This is a genomic window from Amycolatopsis heterodermiae (assembly GCF_034929455.1).
GTDB lineage: Bacteria > Actinomycetota > Actinomycetes > Mycobacteriales > Pseudonocardiaceae > Amycolatopsis > Amycolatopsis heterodermiae.
Genome location: NZ_JAYFSI010000023.1, coordinates 1 through 16,411 on the forward strand (window position 1 = coordinate 1; position 16,411 = coordinate 16,411).

General features: G+C 70.9%; 15 protein-coding genes. 7 read left to right on the plus strand and 8 right to left on the minus strand.

The window, feature by feature from the left end:
- Positions 1-143 precede the first annotated feature (143 nt).
- Positions 144-599, minus strand: coding sequence for a methylmalonyl-CoA epimerase (gene mce / locus VA596_RS48355; RefSeq protein ID WP_323337399.1), 456 nt, complete (start codon positions 597-599; stop codon positions 144-146).
- A 137-nt stretch (positions 600-736) separates the two neighbouring features.
- On the opposite strand from mce, the gene VA596_RS48360 reads away from it, so the two are divergent.
- From VA596_RS48360 to VA596_RS48380, 5 genes are all read left to right on the plus strand, one after another.
- A complete protein-coding gene (locus tag VA596_RS48360; RefSeq protein ID WP_323337543.1) occupies positions 737-1,924 on the plus strand; it encodes an acetyl-CoA C-acetyltransferase in 1,188 nt (395 codons plus the stop codon).
- Entirely contained in the window at positions 1,925-2,890 is a 966-nt protein-coding gene (gene meaB, locus VA596_RS48365) for a methylmalonyl Co-A mutase-associated GTPase MeaB (protein ID WP_323337401.1), read from the plus strand.
- Between the two features lie 320 nt (positions 2,891-3,210).
- A complete protein-coding gene (locus VA596_RS48370; protein ID WP_323337402.1) occupies positions 3,211-3,939 on the plus strand; it encodes a peptidylprolyl isomerase in 729 nt (242 codons plus the stop codon).
- Between the two features lie 233 nt (positions 3,940-4,172).
- On the plus strand, positions 4,173-6,179 hold the full coding sequence (locus tag VA596_RS48375) for a hypothetical protein (protein WP_323337404.1): 2,007 nt from the start codon (positions 4,173-4,175) through the stop codon (positions 6,177-6,179).
- Positions 6,176-7,762: a hypothetical protein gene (locus VA596_RS48380; RefSeq protein WP_323337406.1), complete on the plus strand. Its 1,587-nt coding sequence runs from the start codon at positions 6,176-6,178 to the stop codon at positions 7,760-7,762. Before VA596_RS48375 ends, VA596_RS48380 begins: the two co-directional genes overlap by 4 nt.
- Before the next feature lie 8 nt (positions 7,763-7,770).
- Here VA596_RS48380 and pdxR read toward each other — a convergent pair whose 3' ends face one another.
- Complete coding sequence (gene pdxR, locus VA596_RS48385) at positions 7,771-9,141, minus strand: MocR-like pyridoxine biosynthesis transcription factor PdxR (RefSeq protein ID WP_323337408.1); 1,371 nt, start codon at positions 9,139-9,141, stop codon at positions 7,771-7,773.
- A gap of 46 nt (positions 9,142-9,187) precedes the next feature.
- Between pdxR and VA596_RS48390 the strand changes: the two genes are divergently transcribed.
- Complete coding sequence (locus tag VA596_RS48390) at positions 9,188-9,649, plus strand: carboxymuconolactone decarboxylase family protein (RefSeq protein WP_323337411.1); 462 nt, start codon at positions 9,188-9,190, stop codon at positions 9,647-9,649.
- Positions 9,646-10,386: an isocitrate lyase/PEP mutase family protein gene (locus VA596_RS48395; RefSeq protein WP_323337413.1), complete on the plus strand. Its 741-nt coding sequence runs from the start codon at positions 9,646-9,648 to the stop codon at positions 10,384-10,386. Before VA596_RS48390 ends, VA596_RS48395 begins: the two co-directional genes overlap by 4 nt.
- A 70-nt stretch (positions 10,387-10,456) precedes the next feature.
- On the opposite strand, the gene VA596_RS48400 is transcribed toward VA596_RS48395, so the two are convergent.
- The 6 genes from VA596_RS48400 to VA596_RS48425 all read right to left on the minus strand — a co-directional run bounded on the left by VA596_RS48400 (position 10,457) and on the right by VA596_RS48425 (position 16,384).
- Positions 10,457-12,088 (minus strand): solute symporter family protein, encoded by a 1,632-nt coding sequence (locus tag VA596_RS48400; RefSeq protein ID WP_323337415.1) that lies wholly within the window; start codon positions 12,086-12,088, stop codon positions 10,457-10,459.
- A complete protein-coding gene (locus VA596_RS48405; protein ID WP_323337417.1) occupies positions 12,085-12,435 on the minus strand; it encodes a DUF485 domain-containing protein in 351 nt (116 codons plus the stop codon). The genes VA596_RS48400 and VA596_RS48405 overlap by 4 nt, the downstream gene beginning before the upstream one ends.
- Positions 12,436-12,505: 70 nt before the next feature.
- Positions 12,506-14,230, minus strand: coding sequence for a sodium/solute symporter (locus VA596_RS48410; RefSeq protein ID WP_323337418.1), 1,725 nt, complete (start codon positions 14,228-14,230; stop codon positions 12,506-12,508).
- Positions 14,230-14,580 (minus strand): hypothetical protein, encoded by a 351-nt coding sequence (locus VA596_RS48415; protein ID WP_323337419.1) that lies wholly within the window; start codon positions 14,578-14,580, stop codon positions 14,230-14,232. The genes VA596_RS48410 and VA596_RS48415 overlap by 1 nt, the downstream gene beginning before the upstream one ends.
- Entirely contained in the window at positions 14,577-15,332 is a 756-nt protein-coding gene (locus VA596_RS48420) for a LytR/AlgR family response regulator transcription factor (protein WP_323337421.1), read from the minus strand. The genes VA596_RS48415 and VA596_RS48420 overlap by 4 nt, the downstream gene beginning before the upstream one ends.
- Positions 15,329-16,384: a sensor histidine kinase gene (locus VA596_RS48425; protein ID WP_323337423.1), complete on the minus strand. Its 1,056-nt coding sequence runs from the start codon at positions 16,382-16,384 to the stop codon at positions 15,329-15,331. Before VA596_RS48425 ends, VA596_RS48420 begins: the two co-directional genes overlap by 4 nt.
- Between the last annotated feature and the right edge of the window lie 27 nt (positions 16,385-16,411).

Sequence of the window (16,411 nt, forward strand, 5' to 3'; positions counted from 1 at the left end):
CCCCCCCCCCCCCCCCCCCCCCCCCCCCCCCCCCCCCCCCCCCCCCCCCCCCCCCCCCCCCCCCCCCCCCCCCCCCGCCCCGCCGCTCCCGTTACGCGTGTGCGGACCTTCGCGCCGAACCTGTTACGCCGGAACGGGTGCGCTCAGTGCGCGGAGCCGTCCTTGGCCGGTTCCACCAGTTCCACGAGCACGCCGCCCGCGTCCTTGGGGTGGACGAAGTTCACCCGGCTGTTGGACGTGCCGCGCTTCGCGTCCTGGTACAGCAGGCGCAGGCCCTGGCTGCGCAGAGCGGCCGCCGCCGCGTCCACATCGGACACGCGGTACGCCAGCTGCTGCAGTCCCGGGCCGCTCTTCGCCAGGAACTTGCCGATCGCCGAGTCGTCGCGCAGCGGGGCCAGCAGCTGGATCTGCGTCTCCGTGCCCGCCGTGCCGGGCGCGCGCAGCATCGCCTCGCGCACTCCCTGCTCTTCGTTCACCTCCTCGTGCGCCACTTCGAGGCCGAAGTGCGCGCGGTGGAACTCGATGGCCGCGTCGAGGTCCGGGACCGCGATGCCGACGTGGTCGATGGCCGTCACGAACGGCCGCAGGGCGTCATTCATGGAGGCAGGATAGGCGGCCGCGGCCTCGCGGCGAGGCGGAATCGTCGCGTGCCCCGCCTCACACTGGCTCCATCAAGAAGGCAGTCCCCCGGGTATGGTCGAACGAACTGCCCATGCGCCGAAGCTTGGAGGACGCCGTGTCCGGTTCCGTGATCCTGGGTGCCGCCCGTACACCGATCGGGCGCCTGCTGGGGTCCCTCAAGGACTTCACGGGCGCGCAGCTGGGCGGGGTCGCCATCAAGGCCGCCCTCGAACGCGCCGGGGTCGCCCCGGACGCGGTGCAGTACACGATCATGGGCCAGGTGCTCACCGCCGGCGCCGGCCAGATCCCGGCCCGCCAGGCCGCGGTCGCGGCGGGCATCCCGATGAGTGTGCCCGCACTGACGATCAACAAGGTCTGCCTCTCCGGCCTCGATGCCATCGCACTGGCCGACCAGCTGATCCGCGCCGGTGAGTTCGACATCGTGGTCGCCGGCGGCCAGGAGTCGATGACCCAGGCGCCGCACCTGCTGCCCAAGTCCCGCTCCGGCTTCAAGTACGGCGACACGACCCTCGTCGACCACATGGCCTACGACGGTCTCTTCTGCGCCTTCGACCAGGTCGCCATGGGCGCCTCGACGGAGAAGTACAACTCCCGCTACGGCGTCACCCGCGAGCAGCAGGACGCGTTCTCGGCGCGCTCCCACCAGCGCGCGGCCGAAGCCATCAAGAACGGTTACTTCGCCGACGAGATCGCGCCGGTCTCCATCCCGCAGCGCAAGGGCGACCCGGTCGTCTTCGACACCGACGAGGGCGTCCGCGCCGACACGACGGCCGAGGGCCTCGCCAGGCTGCGTCCCGCCTTCGCCTCCGACGGCACCATCACCGCGGGCTCGGCGTCGCAGATCTCCGACGGCGCCGCCGCCGTGGTCGTCGCCAGCAAGGCCAAGGCCGAGGAGCTGGGCCTCACGGCGATCGCCGAGATCGGCGCGCACGGGGTCGTCGCCGGGCCGGACGCGAGCCTGCACGAGCAGCCGTCGAACGCCATCCTCGCCGCGCTGGCGAAGGAGAAGCTCGCCGCCGACGCGCTCGACCTGATCGAGATCAACGAGGCGTTCGCCGCCGTCGGCCTGGTGTCGACCGACAAGCTCGGCGTCGACCCGGAGAAGGTCAACGTCAACGGCGGCGCCATCGCCCTCGGCCACCCCATCGGGGCGTCCGGGGCGCGGCTGGCCGTGCACCTGATCCACGAGCTGCGCCGCCGCGGCGGCGGGCTCGGCGCCGCCGCGCTGTGCGGTGGCGGTGGCCAGGGCGACGCCCTGCTGCTGCGGGTGCCGACGGCGTAGGTGACCGCACCACTCGACCTCGACGACCTGGTCGGCCGCGCGCGGGACGGGCAGCCCCGTGCCGTCGCGCGGCTGCTCTCGCTCGTCGAGGACGCCCACCCCCGCGTCGCGGAGATCGCGCGGGCGCTGACCCCGCACACCGGGCGGGCCCGGATCGTCGGGCTCACCGGGCCACCCGGCGTCGGCAAGTCGACTTCGACGTCGGCCCTGCTCACTGCGTTGCGCGCGGAGGGCAAGCGGGTCGGGGTGCTCGCGATCGACCCGTCTTCGCCGTTTTCGGGCGGAGCGCTGCTCGGTGACCGGATCCGGATGACCGAGCACGCCACCGACCCCGGGGTGTTCATCCGGTCGATGGCCACGCGCGGGCACCTCGGCGGGCTCTCGTGGGCCACTCCGCAGGCGGTGCGCGTGCTCGACGCGGCCGGCTTCGACGTGGTGCTGATCGAGACCGTCGGGGTCGGTCAGTCCGAAGTGGACGTCGTGAAACTGGCCGACACCACCGTGGTCCTGCTCGCGCCGGGCATGGGCGACGGGATCCAGGCCGCGAAGGCCGGGGTGCTGGAGATCGCCGACGTCTTCGTCGTCAACAAGGCCGACCGCGACGGCGCGGACGCCACCGTGCACGACCTCAAGCAGATGATCTCGCTGGCGCGCCGGGAGATCCGGGGACCGAGCTGGCGCCAGCCGATCGTCCGGACGGTCGCGGCCAAGGGCGAAGGTGTCGACGACGTCGTCCGCGCGCTCGCCGACCACCACGACTGGCTGGTCGCGCACGACGAGCTGGGCCGCCGCCGGGTGGCGCGGGCCCGTGACGAGGTCGAGGCCATCGCGCTGCGGCGGTTGCGGGCCGAGCTGGCTGACCTGCGCGGGGGCGGACGGCTGGCGGGGGTGGCCGAGCGGGTCGTGGCCCGGGAGCTGGATCCCTTCGCCGCGGCCGACGAGCTGATCGCGGACCTGCGCGGCTGACGCTCGGCGTCGCTCCCCGTGGATGCGCCGCACGTGGACCAAGTCGCTGACGAGTTGGCGAAGTACTGTGAATACTCCTTGCCACGGAACACTTCTTCTTTGCCCGGTGGCCATGTGCGTCGTCATGATTCTCCCTCGCCGTGCGGCGCTTTGCCGCGTGATCGACATCGTGCTCAGGGGGTCCGACAATTTCCGGGGGTCGTCGCCGCGGTTCACCCGACCGGATGATATGGGCGACTTTCGCCGGTTATTCCTGTCGGTGCCGCGCCCTAGACTGCGGGACGCTCCGGAACCGGGCGATCACTGGGAGGGCGTGCAGGATGAAGAAAGCACTGGTCACCGCGCTGGCTGTCGGCGCGTTGTTCGCGGCCGGGAGCGGCGTCGCGACCGCGGACGACACCCCGCCACCGCCGAAGACCACACACGGGCCGTGCCAGTACACCGAGACGCCGGACGAACCGGCTTCGCGGCCGGTGCCGCTGCCGCCCGACCCGCGGCACACGCCGAGCCACGGCAAGGTGGACGTCTCGGTCCCGACCACCCAGGGTGCGCTGCCGCTGCGGCTGGACCGCGCGGAGGCGCCCTGCACCGTGCAGAGTTTCCTGCACCTGGCGCAGCACCGGTTCTACGACCGCACGGTCTGCCACCGGCTGACTTCGTACCCGACGCTGAAGGTCCTGCAGTGCGGTGACCCGAGCGCGACCGGGGAAGGCGGGCCGGGCTACAAGTACAAGGACGAGCTGCCGGTGGACCTGCCGCCGGCACCGACCGATCCGACCGGTGCGCGGAAGGTCTACGCGCGGGGGTTGCTGGCGATGGCGAACGCGGGACCGGACACGAACGGTTCGCAGTTCTTCGTCGTGTACGGCGATTCCGCGCTGCGGCCGAACTACACGGTGTTCGGCACGGTCGGCGCCGCCGGGTTGAAGACGCTCGACAAGGTGGCTGCCGGCGGGATCCAGCCGACCGCCGAGGACCCGGCACCGGTGGACGGGACGCCGGTGCTGAAGACGGAACTGCTCCGGGTACGCCCCGACTGCTGGTTCTGACCTCTGGTGACGCCCGACGGCTCGAATCCGGCCAGGAGTGCTTTCCTGGCCGGATTCGAGTCTTCGATCTTGTTACCGCCGAACCATTCGGTTACCTGATCCGGTAATCGCGCCTGGCGTCCTAAATTTGTCAGGCCATCCTGGCCGCTCCTCGTGTAACGGGATCTGCGCTGCGCACGACAATGTCCCCGTGCTCGCAGCGGGCTTTCCGAATGATGGGGGAAAGCATGAGGATGACAGGACTGGAACTCCTCCAAGAGGCGATCCGATCGGTTCCGGTACCGGGGGCTCCACCCAGGCTGTCACTGGACGGTGCCGCGATCGGCCTGTCCTTCCTCGATACCGTTCTACGGCTGAACCACGTCCGGAGGCTCACCGAGCGCATCTCCCTGGTCGAGCACCGGGTCGCGCGGCGGACCATCGAGGTCGACATCCGGCTCGGGATGCTCGACGAGGGCCAGGTCCAGGCGTCCGATCTGTTCCGCAGCATTTCGAGTCACGAACCGCTGCCGACCGGGCGGCGGAGGCGGCCTACCCGGGCGGGGCAGCTGCAGGAACTGTGGGTTCCGGTGGCCCGGATTCCGCGCACCGCGGCCCCGGTGGATGTCCTCGATGCGTCCGGCCGGAAACTGCCCCGGCTCACTCAGTACGAGGCATCGAGGCTGCTCGCCTCGGGCCTCTACCGATTGCTGCGCGGGATCCTCACCAGCTTTCCCGAAGCGCAACGGGACACTGAATTGGGACGGCTGCTCTACCAGCGCCACGAGCCACGTTGGCTCATCCAGTCTGCGTTGCTCACCTTGTTCACCGATCGCAGCGGTCCTCGCAGCCCGCGCACGCCGGAGACCACGCCAGGAATGAGACTGGGGCGCGGTGCTGATCACCGTGCGCTCGCTTTGCGCATCTTGGGCGAGCGGTACCGTCCTCAACTGGAGGACTACTTCAAGCTCCTCGAGGTCGCAGTGAACGACTTCTTGCTCGTAGTCGCCCTCGACCGCGGAACAGACGAGCACTTGCTGACCTACGACGCGCCGCTACGCGCAGATCGGTCCCGCCGACCGTGGTCCGCCGGAAGCAGCCTGCGTACCAGCGGCCGCGGCTACCTCGTTCGCTACGAGGGTTCGATCCCGGCCGGTCTGCGCTCCTATCACCTCGTCGTCGAGACGGAACCCGGAGTCGACGTCGAGCACGTGTACTTCACGACCGATGGCGACCGGATTCAGGCAGAAGAGCTTTCGGCCGATTTGGGTGTGCTGTCGTCCCGGATGGCTCAGGAGCACACCGCGCCCCGAGGCGACGCGGCCAACAAACTCCTGGAACTGCAGACGCAAGTGACTTTGAGGAGCCTGTCGGAGCTCGTCAGGAGACGTCGCTGGGACGCCGAGAGTGCGGGGTTCGACTTCAAGGACGACAGGTTGATCGCCGCGAGCCAGCTGAGCTGGGCAGCGATCGCGGGCGAGGCGAAACAGATGGAGGGCGGCGAGCTGGACAACTCCCTGGTGCGACACCAGCTCGTCGCACCTGAGGTACTCGCCGACGCGGCGGCAGAAGTACGTACTGAGGAACTGGGACTCGATCTGGCGACCGAGGACGACCCTGTCGGCAACCGCGCGAGCTTGTACTGGCGTCGCCGGGCAGTCCGGTCGCCAGGTGGGGCCGAGACGAAGACCCGGGCCGGGATCCTGCTGCGTGACGCGGCACCCTCCGGGCCGGCGACCGTTCTGTGGTACGCGCTCAGCGTCGCGTCCATCGCGTATGTGACCGCTGCGTTCACAGCACACGCATGGTGGCCCTACTGGGGTGCGGCGGCCAATGGGTGGCCGGCAATTCCCAATCCGGGTCCGCTGATCGCCGTCCTCCTCCTGGTCCCAGGGTTCCTTTACACGCGACTTCCCCTGCCCGACCGCCACTCGGTCGCCGGGCAGCTCCGCGCTTTGCCGCGGCTGGTGGCCCAGGTCTGCATCGGGTCGATGGCGTTGTTGTGCGCGGCCGTCGCGGCCGGAGTCGGGCACCCGATGATCGTCATCGCTTTCGGCGCGGCGACTGCGGTGCCCTTGGGCGCCGGGTTGTTGCTCGTTCCGGCAATCGCCAGGGCACGGGCCTCCGCCAGCGGCGACGCGAGAGTGGTCGAACACATGCGCCTCATCGGTGCGCCGCGGTGGGTCGACGGCCACGGCCGGGGTCGCGATCGGCTGCGGAGCGCCGACGTCACGTACAAGTCGTCGGGGTCGATCTCGTGACCGGGGCGACGCCTGACGGCGAACCGGCCACAGAGCGTTCGGTCAAGGCTCTCGCTGACCTGGCACGGGCGGGGTACTCGTCGCTGCGGCAGCCGCTGACAGAGGTCGAATTCGAGGTGCACCACGTCATCGACCGGCCCGGCTACCTTTTCGAACTGGTCGTCGGCGAGGAGAACCAGCAGCCGCCCAAGGCTCGCTTCTTCCTGGAGACCCTGTCGTCCAGTGCCAACGGCGCGGGCCTCGTCGTCGGAACCCGCACCGACGGTCCACCCAAGAACCTCCGGATCCGGGACCACGGCAGCAGCGAAGAACCCGGACTGCACTTCGAGCAGACGGACGACCGATTCGTCTTTCGCGGCACGGCGAGGCCGAACCTCACGTTCTTGGCCGAATCGGACCGCCGGTTCGAGGGGATCATCGCGATCGCGGACGAGCCCGGCCCGGTCAAACTGGCCCACGGCCTGCTGATCAAGCATCTGATCGGCATGGTGAGCCGGATCGCGGTCGAGGTGGCCGAGGCCCCGCTGCTCTCCGTGCAGTGCCCGGTACAACTGCCGGTGGAAGGGGACGCGGAGTACCGGGAGTCGCAGATCCCGAGATCGTCTTCACCGGCGGTCCGGTTCTCCATCGCCCTGCAACGCCCGAGTGTCGCGCTCAACCTGCGGCTCGCCGACGAGTTGATCCAGTACTGCGACGACCGCGGCTTCCGGCTTTGGCTCGCCGACACCCGGCAGGGTTACCGCACCGGCAATTGGTTCTCTGTGCGAGCACATCGGCCGAAGGACAAGGATCCCGTAGCTCTGCCGGAGAGCGGGCCCGATGACCGGATCGAGACCATCCTTCCGGTCACCTTCGTCGGTCCGGCCAGGGTGGGGTCGACGCACGCACTGGTGTCGATGCTCGAGCGCTTTCCCGGCGTGGGCATCGTCGGCTCATCGATCACGTTGCTGGACGACCTGGCCTTCATCCATCTCCAGCTCGGGCTCACCGTGAAGGTCGAGGCGGACGACGTGCCGTTGTGCTACAGCACGGGCCAGGATCCGAGGACCGCTCTGGTCGAGGCGCTCAAGGGTCACGCCGAGGTGCCGAACGGAGCGGTGACAGGGGAGAGTTTCTGGGATCGCGTCGGCGACTACCAAACCCTTGTCGGGCCCGCGCAACCCGCCGTTCCGGTATTGCAGAATCGGCGCCTCGCGTTGTGGGTCTCGTGGCAGATGGAACGGACCGACCGTGGGATCGCCACCGCTGTCCGTGCGCTGTGGACGGCGTTCAACAGACTGGGTTTCGGCGTGCCGGACGCCGCGGGAGCGGTTCTGGATCTGCCCAACCTCGAATATCTCATCTGCCGGGACCTCGGGAACTCGCTGTTGCGAGGCAAAGGCAAGTTCTCCGTGCCCCTCGCCGATGTCTTCCGCAAGTTCCGCGGCGGGACGCTCGAGACAGGGCCGTCGAAGTTCTGTGTCGGCCTTGAAGACGCGTGGAAAGGGGCGCTGGACGGCGAGCCGGACGCGGCCGGGGTCCGGGAAGTCACTGTGGTGTGGCGGGAGTACTGGCTCGGCCACTGGGCTGCTACCTCGGTCTGAGACGGGGGTTAGGTGGTGATTTCCCAGAGGGCTTCTATCAGGGTTTGGACTGCGCTTGCGAAGGCGTGCTTCGGAGGGGCGGCGTAGCCGACTATCAGGCCTCCTGGGCGGTTTGGGTCCATCCAGTACGTGCCCAGGCCTTCGATGCCGATGGCGCGGCGGCGGCACGCCGCCAGCGCTTCTGTTTCCGTGGGGCCGTCGGGCGGGAGCATCAGCAGGAGGTGCAGGCCCGCCGCTATGCCGTGGGGGCGTACTGAGTCCGGTAGGGCCGTCAAGAGGCGGGCGCGGCGGGAGCGGTACTCCGCGCGGCTGCGGCGGACGTGCTGGTCGTAGCCGCCTGAGTCGATCAGCTCGGCCAGGGCCAGCTGGTTCAGGAATGCCGGGCGGGAGCCGCTGTCCGACATTGCTGCGCGGACCGGCTCGACCAAGGACCGTGGCAGGACCAGCCAGGCCAGGCGCAGCGCCGGGGCCAGGGTTTTGCTTGCTGTGCCCGCGTAGATCACTCGCTCCGGGGCCAGGGCTTGGAGCGCCCCTACCTGCTGGTGGTCGAAGCGAAACTCGCCGTCGTAGTCGTCCTCCAGGATCAGGGCGCCCGAGCGGGCCAGCTGGGTTCGGCGGTGTGGGGCGAGTGTGACGCCGGTGGGGTACTGGTGTGCCGCGGTGACGACCACCGCCGGACTGTCCACTGCGGACACGTTGATGCCCTCGGAGTCGACATCGACTCCGACGACGGAAGAGCCCTGTGCCGTCGCGATGTCGCGGTACATGCGCAGGGACGGGTTCTCGAACGCTATCTCGTTGATGTCCAGCCCGCGAAGGGCCCGGGCCAGGATGGCGATCGCGTGCGAATAGCCGTGGCACACCACGATCCGGGCCGGGTCCGCCACCACTCCGCGGCTGCGCGCCAGGTACGCGGCCAGCGTGTCGCGCAGTTCCGGGGCGCCCAGCTCGGACTCGTAGCCGAACGCCGCTGCCGGGGTGCGCAGCAGGGCGCGGCGGGTCGCCGTGATCCAGGCCTGGCGGGGGAACGCCGTCAGGTCCGGGCGGCCCGGCCGCAGGTCCCAGCGGGGGGCCGGGTCGCGGGGTGCCTGCCTTGGCGCGGACTGGGGGAGCGCGCCCGCCGTCGCGACCCGGGTCGGCGCGCCCTGGGCCGTGCGCAGGTAGCCCTCGGCGGCCAGGTCGGCGTAGACGCGGGTGACCGTGCCGCGGGCGATGCCCAGGTCCTGGGCCAGCGCCCGGGTCGACGGCACGGCCGCCCCGGGCTGCCAGCGGCCTTCGCGGATGGCCGCCCGGATCGCCGCGGCCAGGCCGGTGCGGCCGGTCTCCGGCTGCCAGCCGAGGTGGACGTCGAGCCCGGAACTGGACCACGAATCTGCCATGTGACTGGACCATACCCGTGGACCAGTGCGAGCTAGCGTGGACACCATGACGAAGCGGATCGGACTCGGGCACGCGCCCGAGATCTACAAGGCGATGGCGAACGTGCAGGCCGAGGTGGACAAGGCCGCCGCGAACGCGGGGGTCGACCAGAAGCTGATGGAACTGGTGAAGATGCGCGCGTCGCAGCTCAACGGCTGCGCGTTCTGCCTCGACATGCACAGCCGTGAGACGCTCGAACTCGGCGAGTCGCCGCGGCGGCTGTTCGTGCTCGACGGCTGGCGCGAGACGACCCTGTTCACCGAGCAGGAGCAGGCCGCCCTCGCCCTCACCGAGGCGATGACCCGGCTGGCCGCGACCCAGAGCGTCCCCGACGACGTCTACGACGAGGCCGTGCGGGTGTTCACCGAGGACCAGTACCGCGCCGTCGCGTGGCAGGTCATCGCGATCAACAGCTGGAACCGGGTGGCCGTCACCAGCCACTCGCCGCTGCCGAAGCGCGACGCGTGAGCGCCGCCGCGCTCAAGGCCCTGCACGTCCCGGGCCGGCCGCTGGTCCTGCCGAACGCGTGGGACGCCGACACCGCGAAGGTCGTCGAGGCCGCCGGGTTCCCGGCGATCGCGACCAGCTCGGTCGCCGTCGCGGCCGCGCTCGGCTTCCCCGACGGTGAGAAGGCTCCCGTCGACGAGATGTTCGCGGCCGCCGCGCGGATCGTGAAGGCCGTCGGCGTGCCCGTCACGGTGGACGCCGAATCCGGCTACGGCCTGGACGGCGCCGAACTGGCCGCCCGGCTCCTGGACACCGGCGCCGTCGGCCTCAACTTCGAGGACACCGACAGCGCCACCGGGCAGGTTCGGCCGGTCGCCGTGCAGGCGGAGCGCATCGCGGCCCTGCGTGAGGCCGCCGGTGACGGCCTGGTGATCAACGCCCGCGTCGACTCCTTCCGCGGCGCGAGCGACCCCCGTGACGTGCTGGCCGGCAACGTCGCTCGGGCCAAGGCGTACTTCGAGGCGGGCGCCGACTGCGTCTACCCGATCCACCTGCGGACCCCGGACGTGCTCGCGGAGTTCGTGCAGGGCGTGGGCGGCGCCGTCAACGCGCCCGCGTGGCCGGGCGGCCCGGGTATCGCCGGGCTCGCCGAGCTGGGCGTGGCGCGGATTTCGCTGGGCGGCGGACTGTGGGGCCACACCCGGAAGTTCCTGGCCGGCACGCTGGCCGAGGTCGCCAAGGGAAACCTGCCGTACTGACGGGGAATGGCCGAAGGCCGCCGCGAGGGGATCGGGAACACCCTCGCGGCGGCCTTCGGTGTCGGTGGAGCTAGTGCGAGACGGCCTTCTCGGCACCCGCACCGGTCAGGGAGCGGACCTCCATCTCGGCGTACTTCTTCTCGTTGTGCTCCTTCGACAGCACCGTGCCGAGCCACCCGAGGAAGAACGCGATCGGGATCGAGACCAGGCCCGGGTTGTCGAGCGGGAACCAGTGGAAGTCGACGCCCTGGATCATCGACGCGCTCTTGTGCGTCTTTGGGTCGATCGGCTTGCCCGAGACCGCGGGCGAGAACACGATCAGCACGATCGTGATGGCCAGGCCACCGTAGATCGACCACAGCGCGCCCTGGGTGTTGAACCGCTTCCAGAACAGCGAGTAGAGGATCGTCGGCAGGTTGGCCGAAGCCGCCACCGCGAACGCCAGCGCGACCAGGAAGGCCACGTTCTGCCCGTTGGCCAGGATGCCGCCGAGGATCGCGACCGCGCCGATCACCAGCGCGGTGATCCGGGCGACCTTCACCTCCGAACCCGGGGTCGCCTGGCCCTTCTTGACGACGTTGGCGTAGACGTCGTGGGCGAACGACGCCGACGCCGTGATCGTCAGGCCCGCCACCACGGCGAGGATCGTGGCGAACGCGACCGCCGCGATCAGGCCGAGCAGCACCGGGCCGCCCAGTTCGAGCGCGAGCAGCGGCGCCGCGGAGTTGGCGGCACCCGGGGCGGCCTTGATCTTGTCCGGCCCGACGATCGCGCCCGCGCCGTAACCCAGCACCAGCGTGAACAGGTAGAACACGCCGATCAGCACGATCGCCCAGACCACCGAACGACGCGCGTCGCGCGCGGTCGGCACGGTGTAGAAGCGCATCAGCACGTGCGGCAGGCCCGCGGTACCCAGCACCAGCGCGATGCCGAGGGAGAAGAAGTCCAGTTTGGACGTTCCCGTGGCGCCGTACTGCTTGCCCGGGCCGAGCAGCGCCTCGCCGGTCTTGCCGCCCTTGTCGACGGCGGCCTGCAGGAGCGAGGAGAAGTTGAAGCCGTACTTGCCGAGCACCCACAGGGTCATCACCAGCGCGCCGATGATGAGCAGCGCGGCCTTGATGATCTGGACCCAGGTGGTGCCCTTCATGCCGCCGATGAGCACGTAGGCGATCATGATCACGCCGACGATGACGATCACGAGCGACTGGCCGGTCTTGCCCTCGATGCCCAGCAGCAGCGCGACCAGGCCGCCCGCGCCGGCCATCTGCGCCAGCAGGTAGAAGAACGACACGACCAGCGTCGACGTCGCGGCCGCGGCCCGCACCGGGCGCTGCTTCACCCGGAACGCCAGCACGTCGCCCATCGTGAACTTGCCGGTGTTGCGCAGCAGTTCCGCCACCAGCAGCAGCGCGACCAGCCAGGCCACGAGGAAGCCGATGGAGTAGAGGAAGCCGTCGTACCCGTAGATGGCGATCGCGCCCGCGATGCCGAGGAACGACGCCGCCGACAGGTAGTCACCCGAGATCGCGATGCCGTTCTGCGGGCCGGTGAACGCGCGGCCGGCGGCGTAGTAGTCCGACGCCGTCTTGCTGTTGCGGCTGGCCCGGAACACGATCACCAGCGTGATGATCACGAACACGCCGAAGATGCTGATGTTCAGGAGCGGGCTGCTGCCTTCGACGCCCGCGGCGAGTGTCTTCACGCCCGCTCCTCCTTTTCGATGTCCTCGCGGATCTTCTCCGCGATCGGGTCGAGACGGCGGTTCGCGTAGCGGACGTAGAGCCCGGTGATCACGAACGTCGAGACGAACTGCAGGAGACCGAAGATCAGGCCGACGTTGACGTTGCCGAACACCTTCGTGCTCATGAAGCCGTGCGCGTAGTCGGCGAGCAGGACGTACAGCAGGTACCAGAGCAGGAACAGGGCCGCCATCGGGAAGACGAACCGGCGCAGGCGGCTGCGCAGCTCGCGGAACTCGGTGCTGTTGTGCGCGCGTTCCCAGACGGCCTCGGCCGTTTCCGGGGGTCCGCCGGGTTCCGTCGTGCTCATGGTGCTCCCTCGCGACGTTGCGGAATGTGGTCCGGGTCACCGTAGGGAGGCGTGAGGCTCGCGTGAAGAATCAGCGGTTCAACAGCCTCGCGAGACGACGAACGGTTGACGAACGGTCGCGCGGCCTGGCCGAACGGGGTTCGTCCAGGTGCAGACGGAGCATCGCGGACGTCGCCCAGAGCGGTGGCCGCCCGCGCAGGGAGACCAGCGCCATTACGCCGAACGCCAGCGGTACCGACCAGGGTGCCGGTTGCTGCACCAGGATCGCCACCCAGCCGTGCAGCTGCGGGCCGGCGAGGGCGAACAGGATCGAGCCGGACGACGCGACGAGCCCGGTCAGCACCCCGGCGATCCCGCCGGCCGCGGTCAGCTTCGGCCACCAGATGCCGAGCACCAGCAGCGGGCAGAACGTCGACGCGGCGACGGTGAAGCCCCACGTGACGAGCACCCCGGCGTCCAGCTCGGCCGAGCGCAGCGCCAGCAGCACCATCACGGCGGCGACGCCGAACACCGCGAACCGCAGGCGGCGCAGCCCGCCGGGCACGAGGTCGTGGGCCAGCGCCCCGGACATCACCAGCAGCAGCCCGAGCGACGTCGCCAGGAAGGCGGCGAACGCGCCCGCGGTCAGCAACGCCGTGAAGAGGCCGCCGGCCCAGCCACTGTCCACTTGGTACGGCAGCGCGACGACGACGGTGTCGGTCGCGCCCGACAGGTACAGCCCGGGCACGAGGACCCGGCCGAGGACGCCGTAGACGCCGGGGAAGAGGTAGAAGATCCCCAGCAGGGCCACGGTGATCGCGGCGGTGCGGCGGGCGGCGCGGCCGTCCGGGCTGGTGTGGAAGCGCATGAGCACGTGCGGCAGGCCCATCGTCCCCAGCATGGTCGCGATGAGCACGGACCACGTGCCCAGCAGCGGATATCCCTGGTCGCCGAGGTCGAGCAGCGGGCGCCGCCAGTCCGGGCCGCCCAGCGGGGCGCCCCCGCGGACCGCCGGGACGGCCGTGCCCTCGTCGAACACGACGACGTCCTGGCTGTGCGCGGTGAACTCCCCTGGCTGCAGGGTTTCCGCGAGGTTGTTGCGCCGGACCGCGGTCGGCTCGCGGATGACCATGGTGACGTCGACCTCGAACTTCACCGACGTCTCGCGGGTGAAGTGGGTGAACTCGACGGGGTTCAGCGCGTCGGCCCGGTTGACCGCGCCCGCCTGCAGCACCAGCCAGATCGCCGGGATCAGGAACAGCAGCAGCTTCAGCACGAACTGGAACGCCTGCACGTAGGTCGCCGCGCGCATCCCGCCGAGGGCCAGGGTGACGCTGACCGCGGCCCCGGCCAGCACCACGCCGACCCAGTACTGCGTGCCGCCGACCGCCGTGAGCACCAGGCCGGCGGTGCGGAACTGCGGGACGACGTAGATCGTGCCGATCACCAGCACCACCACCGCGGCGAGGCGGCGCAGGGCGGGGGAGTTGAGCCGGGCTTCGGCGAAGTCGGGGACGGTCAGCGCGCCCGAACGCCGCATCGGCGCGGCGACCAGCACGAGCATCGCGATGTAGCCGGCGGTGAAGCCGACCGGGTACCAGAGGGCGCCGATTCCGTCCTTCACGACGAGGCCGGCGACGCCGAGGAACGACGCCGCCGACAGGTACTCGCCGGACACCGCGGCGGAGTTGACCAGCGGCGAGATCCGCCGGGACGCCACCAGGAAGTCCGACGTCGTGCGCATCGCGGCGACCCCGCGGACGCCGATCAGCAGCGTCACGAGCACGACCGGCGCGACGGCGAGCGCGACACCCACTAGCCGTCGTCCTCGAGACGCTCGGCTCGGCGCAGCTGCCAGCGCGCCAGCAGGGCCATCGACGGGTACGGCAGGACCGCGATCATCAGCCAGGACAGGGGAATCCCCAGCAGCCGCACCGAGTCCAGGCCGGGGAACACCGCGAACACACCGGGCAGGCCCAGCAGTAGCGCGAACATCAGCACCAGCGCGGGAAGGCCGCTACGGCGTTGCGCCCGGTACAACGCCGTGGCGCGCTGGGTCTCCGCCGGCGGCAGCCGCGGGACCCGCCAGCGGCCGCGCGACCGGCGTCGCGCGTGGGCCAGGCGGGTCTGCGGGCTGGTGACGGCCACCCGCCGGATCCGGCTCATCGCGCGCCCGGCCCGAGCTGGCCGCGCTGGGCGGCTTCGAGCAGCCTGTCGCGCAGGTCGCGGGCGTGGCGGCGGCTGACCGGGACGTCACCCGCCTCGGTGTGCGCGAGCAGCCCGCCCGCACTGTCGCTGCGCAGCTCCAGCACCGCGCCGACGGCGAGGAGGAACCCGCGGTGCACCCGGCTGAACCCGGTGCCCTCCCAGTACTCCTCGAGCCGCGAGATCGGCATCCGCACCAGGTGCACGCCGCCGCGCGTGTGCAGCCGGACGTAGTCGCCGTGCGCCTCGACGAACAGGACGTCGTCACGGCGGACGTAGCGGGTGCGGCCGCCGGACTCGACCGGCAGCGCGGCCATCGCGTCCGGCGTCGAGCGCGGAGACGGCGTCGCCATCCGGCCGACCTTCTCGAGCGCTGCGGCCAGCCGTTCGGCGCGGACCGGCTTGAGCAGGTAGTCGACCGCGCCGATGCCGTACGCGGCGACGGCGTGGCCGTCGTGCGCCGTGACGAACACGATCACCGGCGGCTCGCTCAGCTTCGCCAGCAGGGACGCCAGTTCGAGCCCGTCGAGACCGGGCATCGAGATGTCGAGGAACACGGCGTCGAACCGGTCGGCCTGAAGCAGCTTCAACGCCTTCAGCGCGTCACCCGCGCCGACGACTTCGCCGACTTCGGGGGCTTCGCGCAGCATCGTGCACAGCTCGTCCAACGCCGGCGGCAGATCGTCGACGGCGAGCACCCGCAGGCCCGTCACGGCAGCACCCCCGGCTGGAACCGCGGCACCCGCACGATCACCCGGGTGCCGGCGCCGACCTCGGTCTCGACGGTCAGGCCGTACCAGGCGCCGTAGACGTCCCGCAGCCGTCTGTCCACATTGGCCAGTCCCAGACCGGCCGGGTCGTCGTCGCCGAGCCGCCCGGCGAGCAGGTCCGCGGCCCGCTTCGGATCCATGCCGACCCCGTCGTCCTCGACGAAGATCACGCAGTCGTTCCCTTCCGCCTGCCCGTGCACCTGGACCAGCCCGGCCTCCGGGCGCGGCTCGATGCCGTGCCGGATCGCGTTCTCCACCAACGGTTCCAGCACGAGGTAGGGCACGGCGACGGCGAGGATCTCCGGCGCCACCCGCACCTGGACGCGCAGCCGTTCGCCGAGCACCGCCCGCTGCAGCGCCAGGTACGTCTCGATCGCGCGGAACTCCTCGGCGACGACGGTGTACTCGCCGTGGCGGGACAGGCTGTAGCGCGTGTAGTCGGCGAAGTCGAGCATCAGGTCGCGGGCGCGGTCGGGGTCCGAGCGCACCAGCGACGCGATGACGGTGAGCGCGTTGTAGACGAAGTGCGGCGACATCTCGGCCCGCAGCGCGCGCAGCTCGGCCTGGGCGGCCTGCTCGGCCGACGCCTCGAGCCGGCCGCGCTCCAGCGCCCGCACGACGAGGTCCGCGGCCTGGCCGGCGACGGAGTCCCGGACGTCGCCGACGACGAGCAGTGCGCCGGCGAGTTCGTCGTGGACGTGCAGCGGCAGCACCAGGACGTCGTCGGCGGAGCCCGGTTCTTCGCTGTGGAGCACGCTGTCGAGCACGGTCGCGACGACCTCGTCCGGCCCGGGACGGCCCGACCACAGCAGCACGCCGGACAGGTCGGTGAGGCCGAGACCGGGGAAGCCGAACAGCCGCCGCAGGCCGTGCGCGGCGCGGCGGGCGCGGGTGCCGGACAGGCCGTCGCGCAGGTCGTCGGTGATCCGGCGGGCCGCGGCGAGCACCGGCAGCGGATCGGCGCGCGAGGCCGCCCCCAGGCGCAGCACGGTCATCGGGCCTCCCCTCGGCGACGGTGTCCA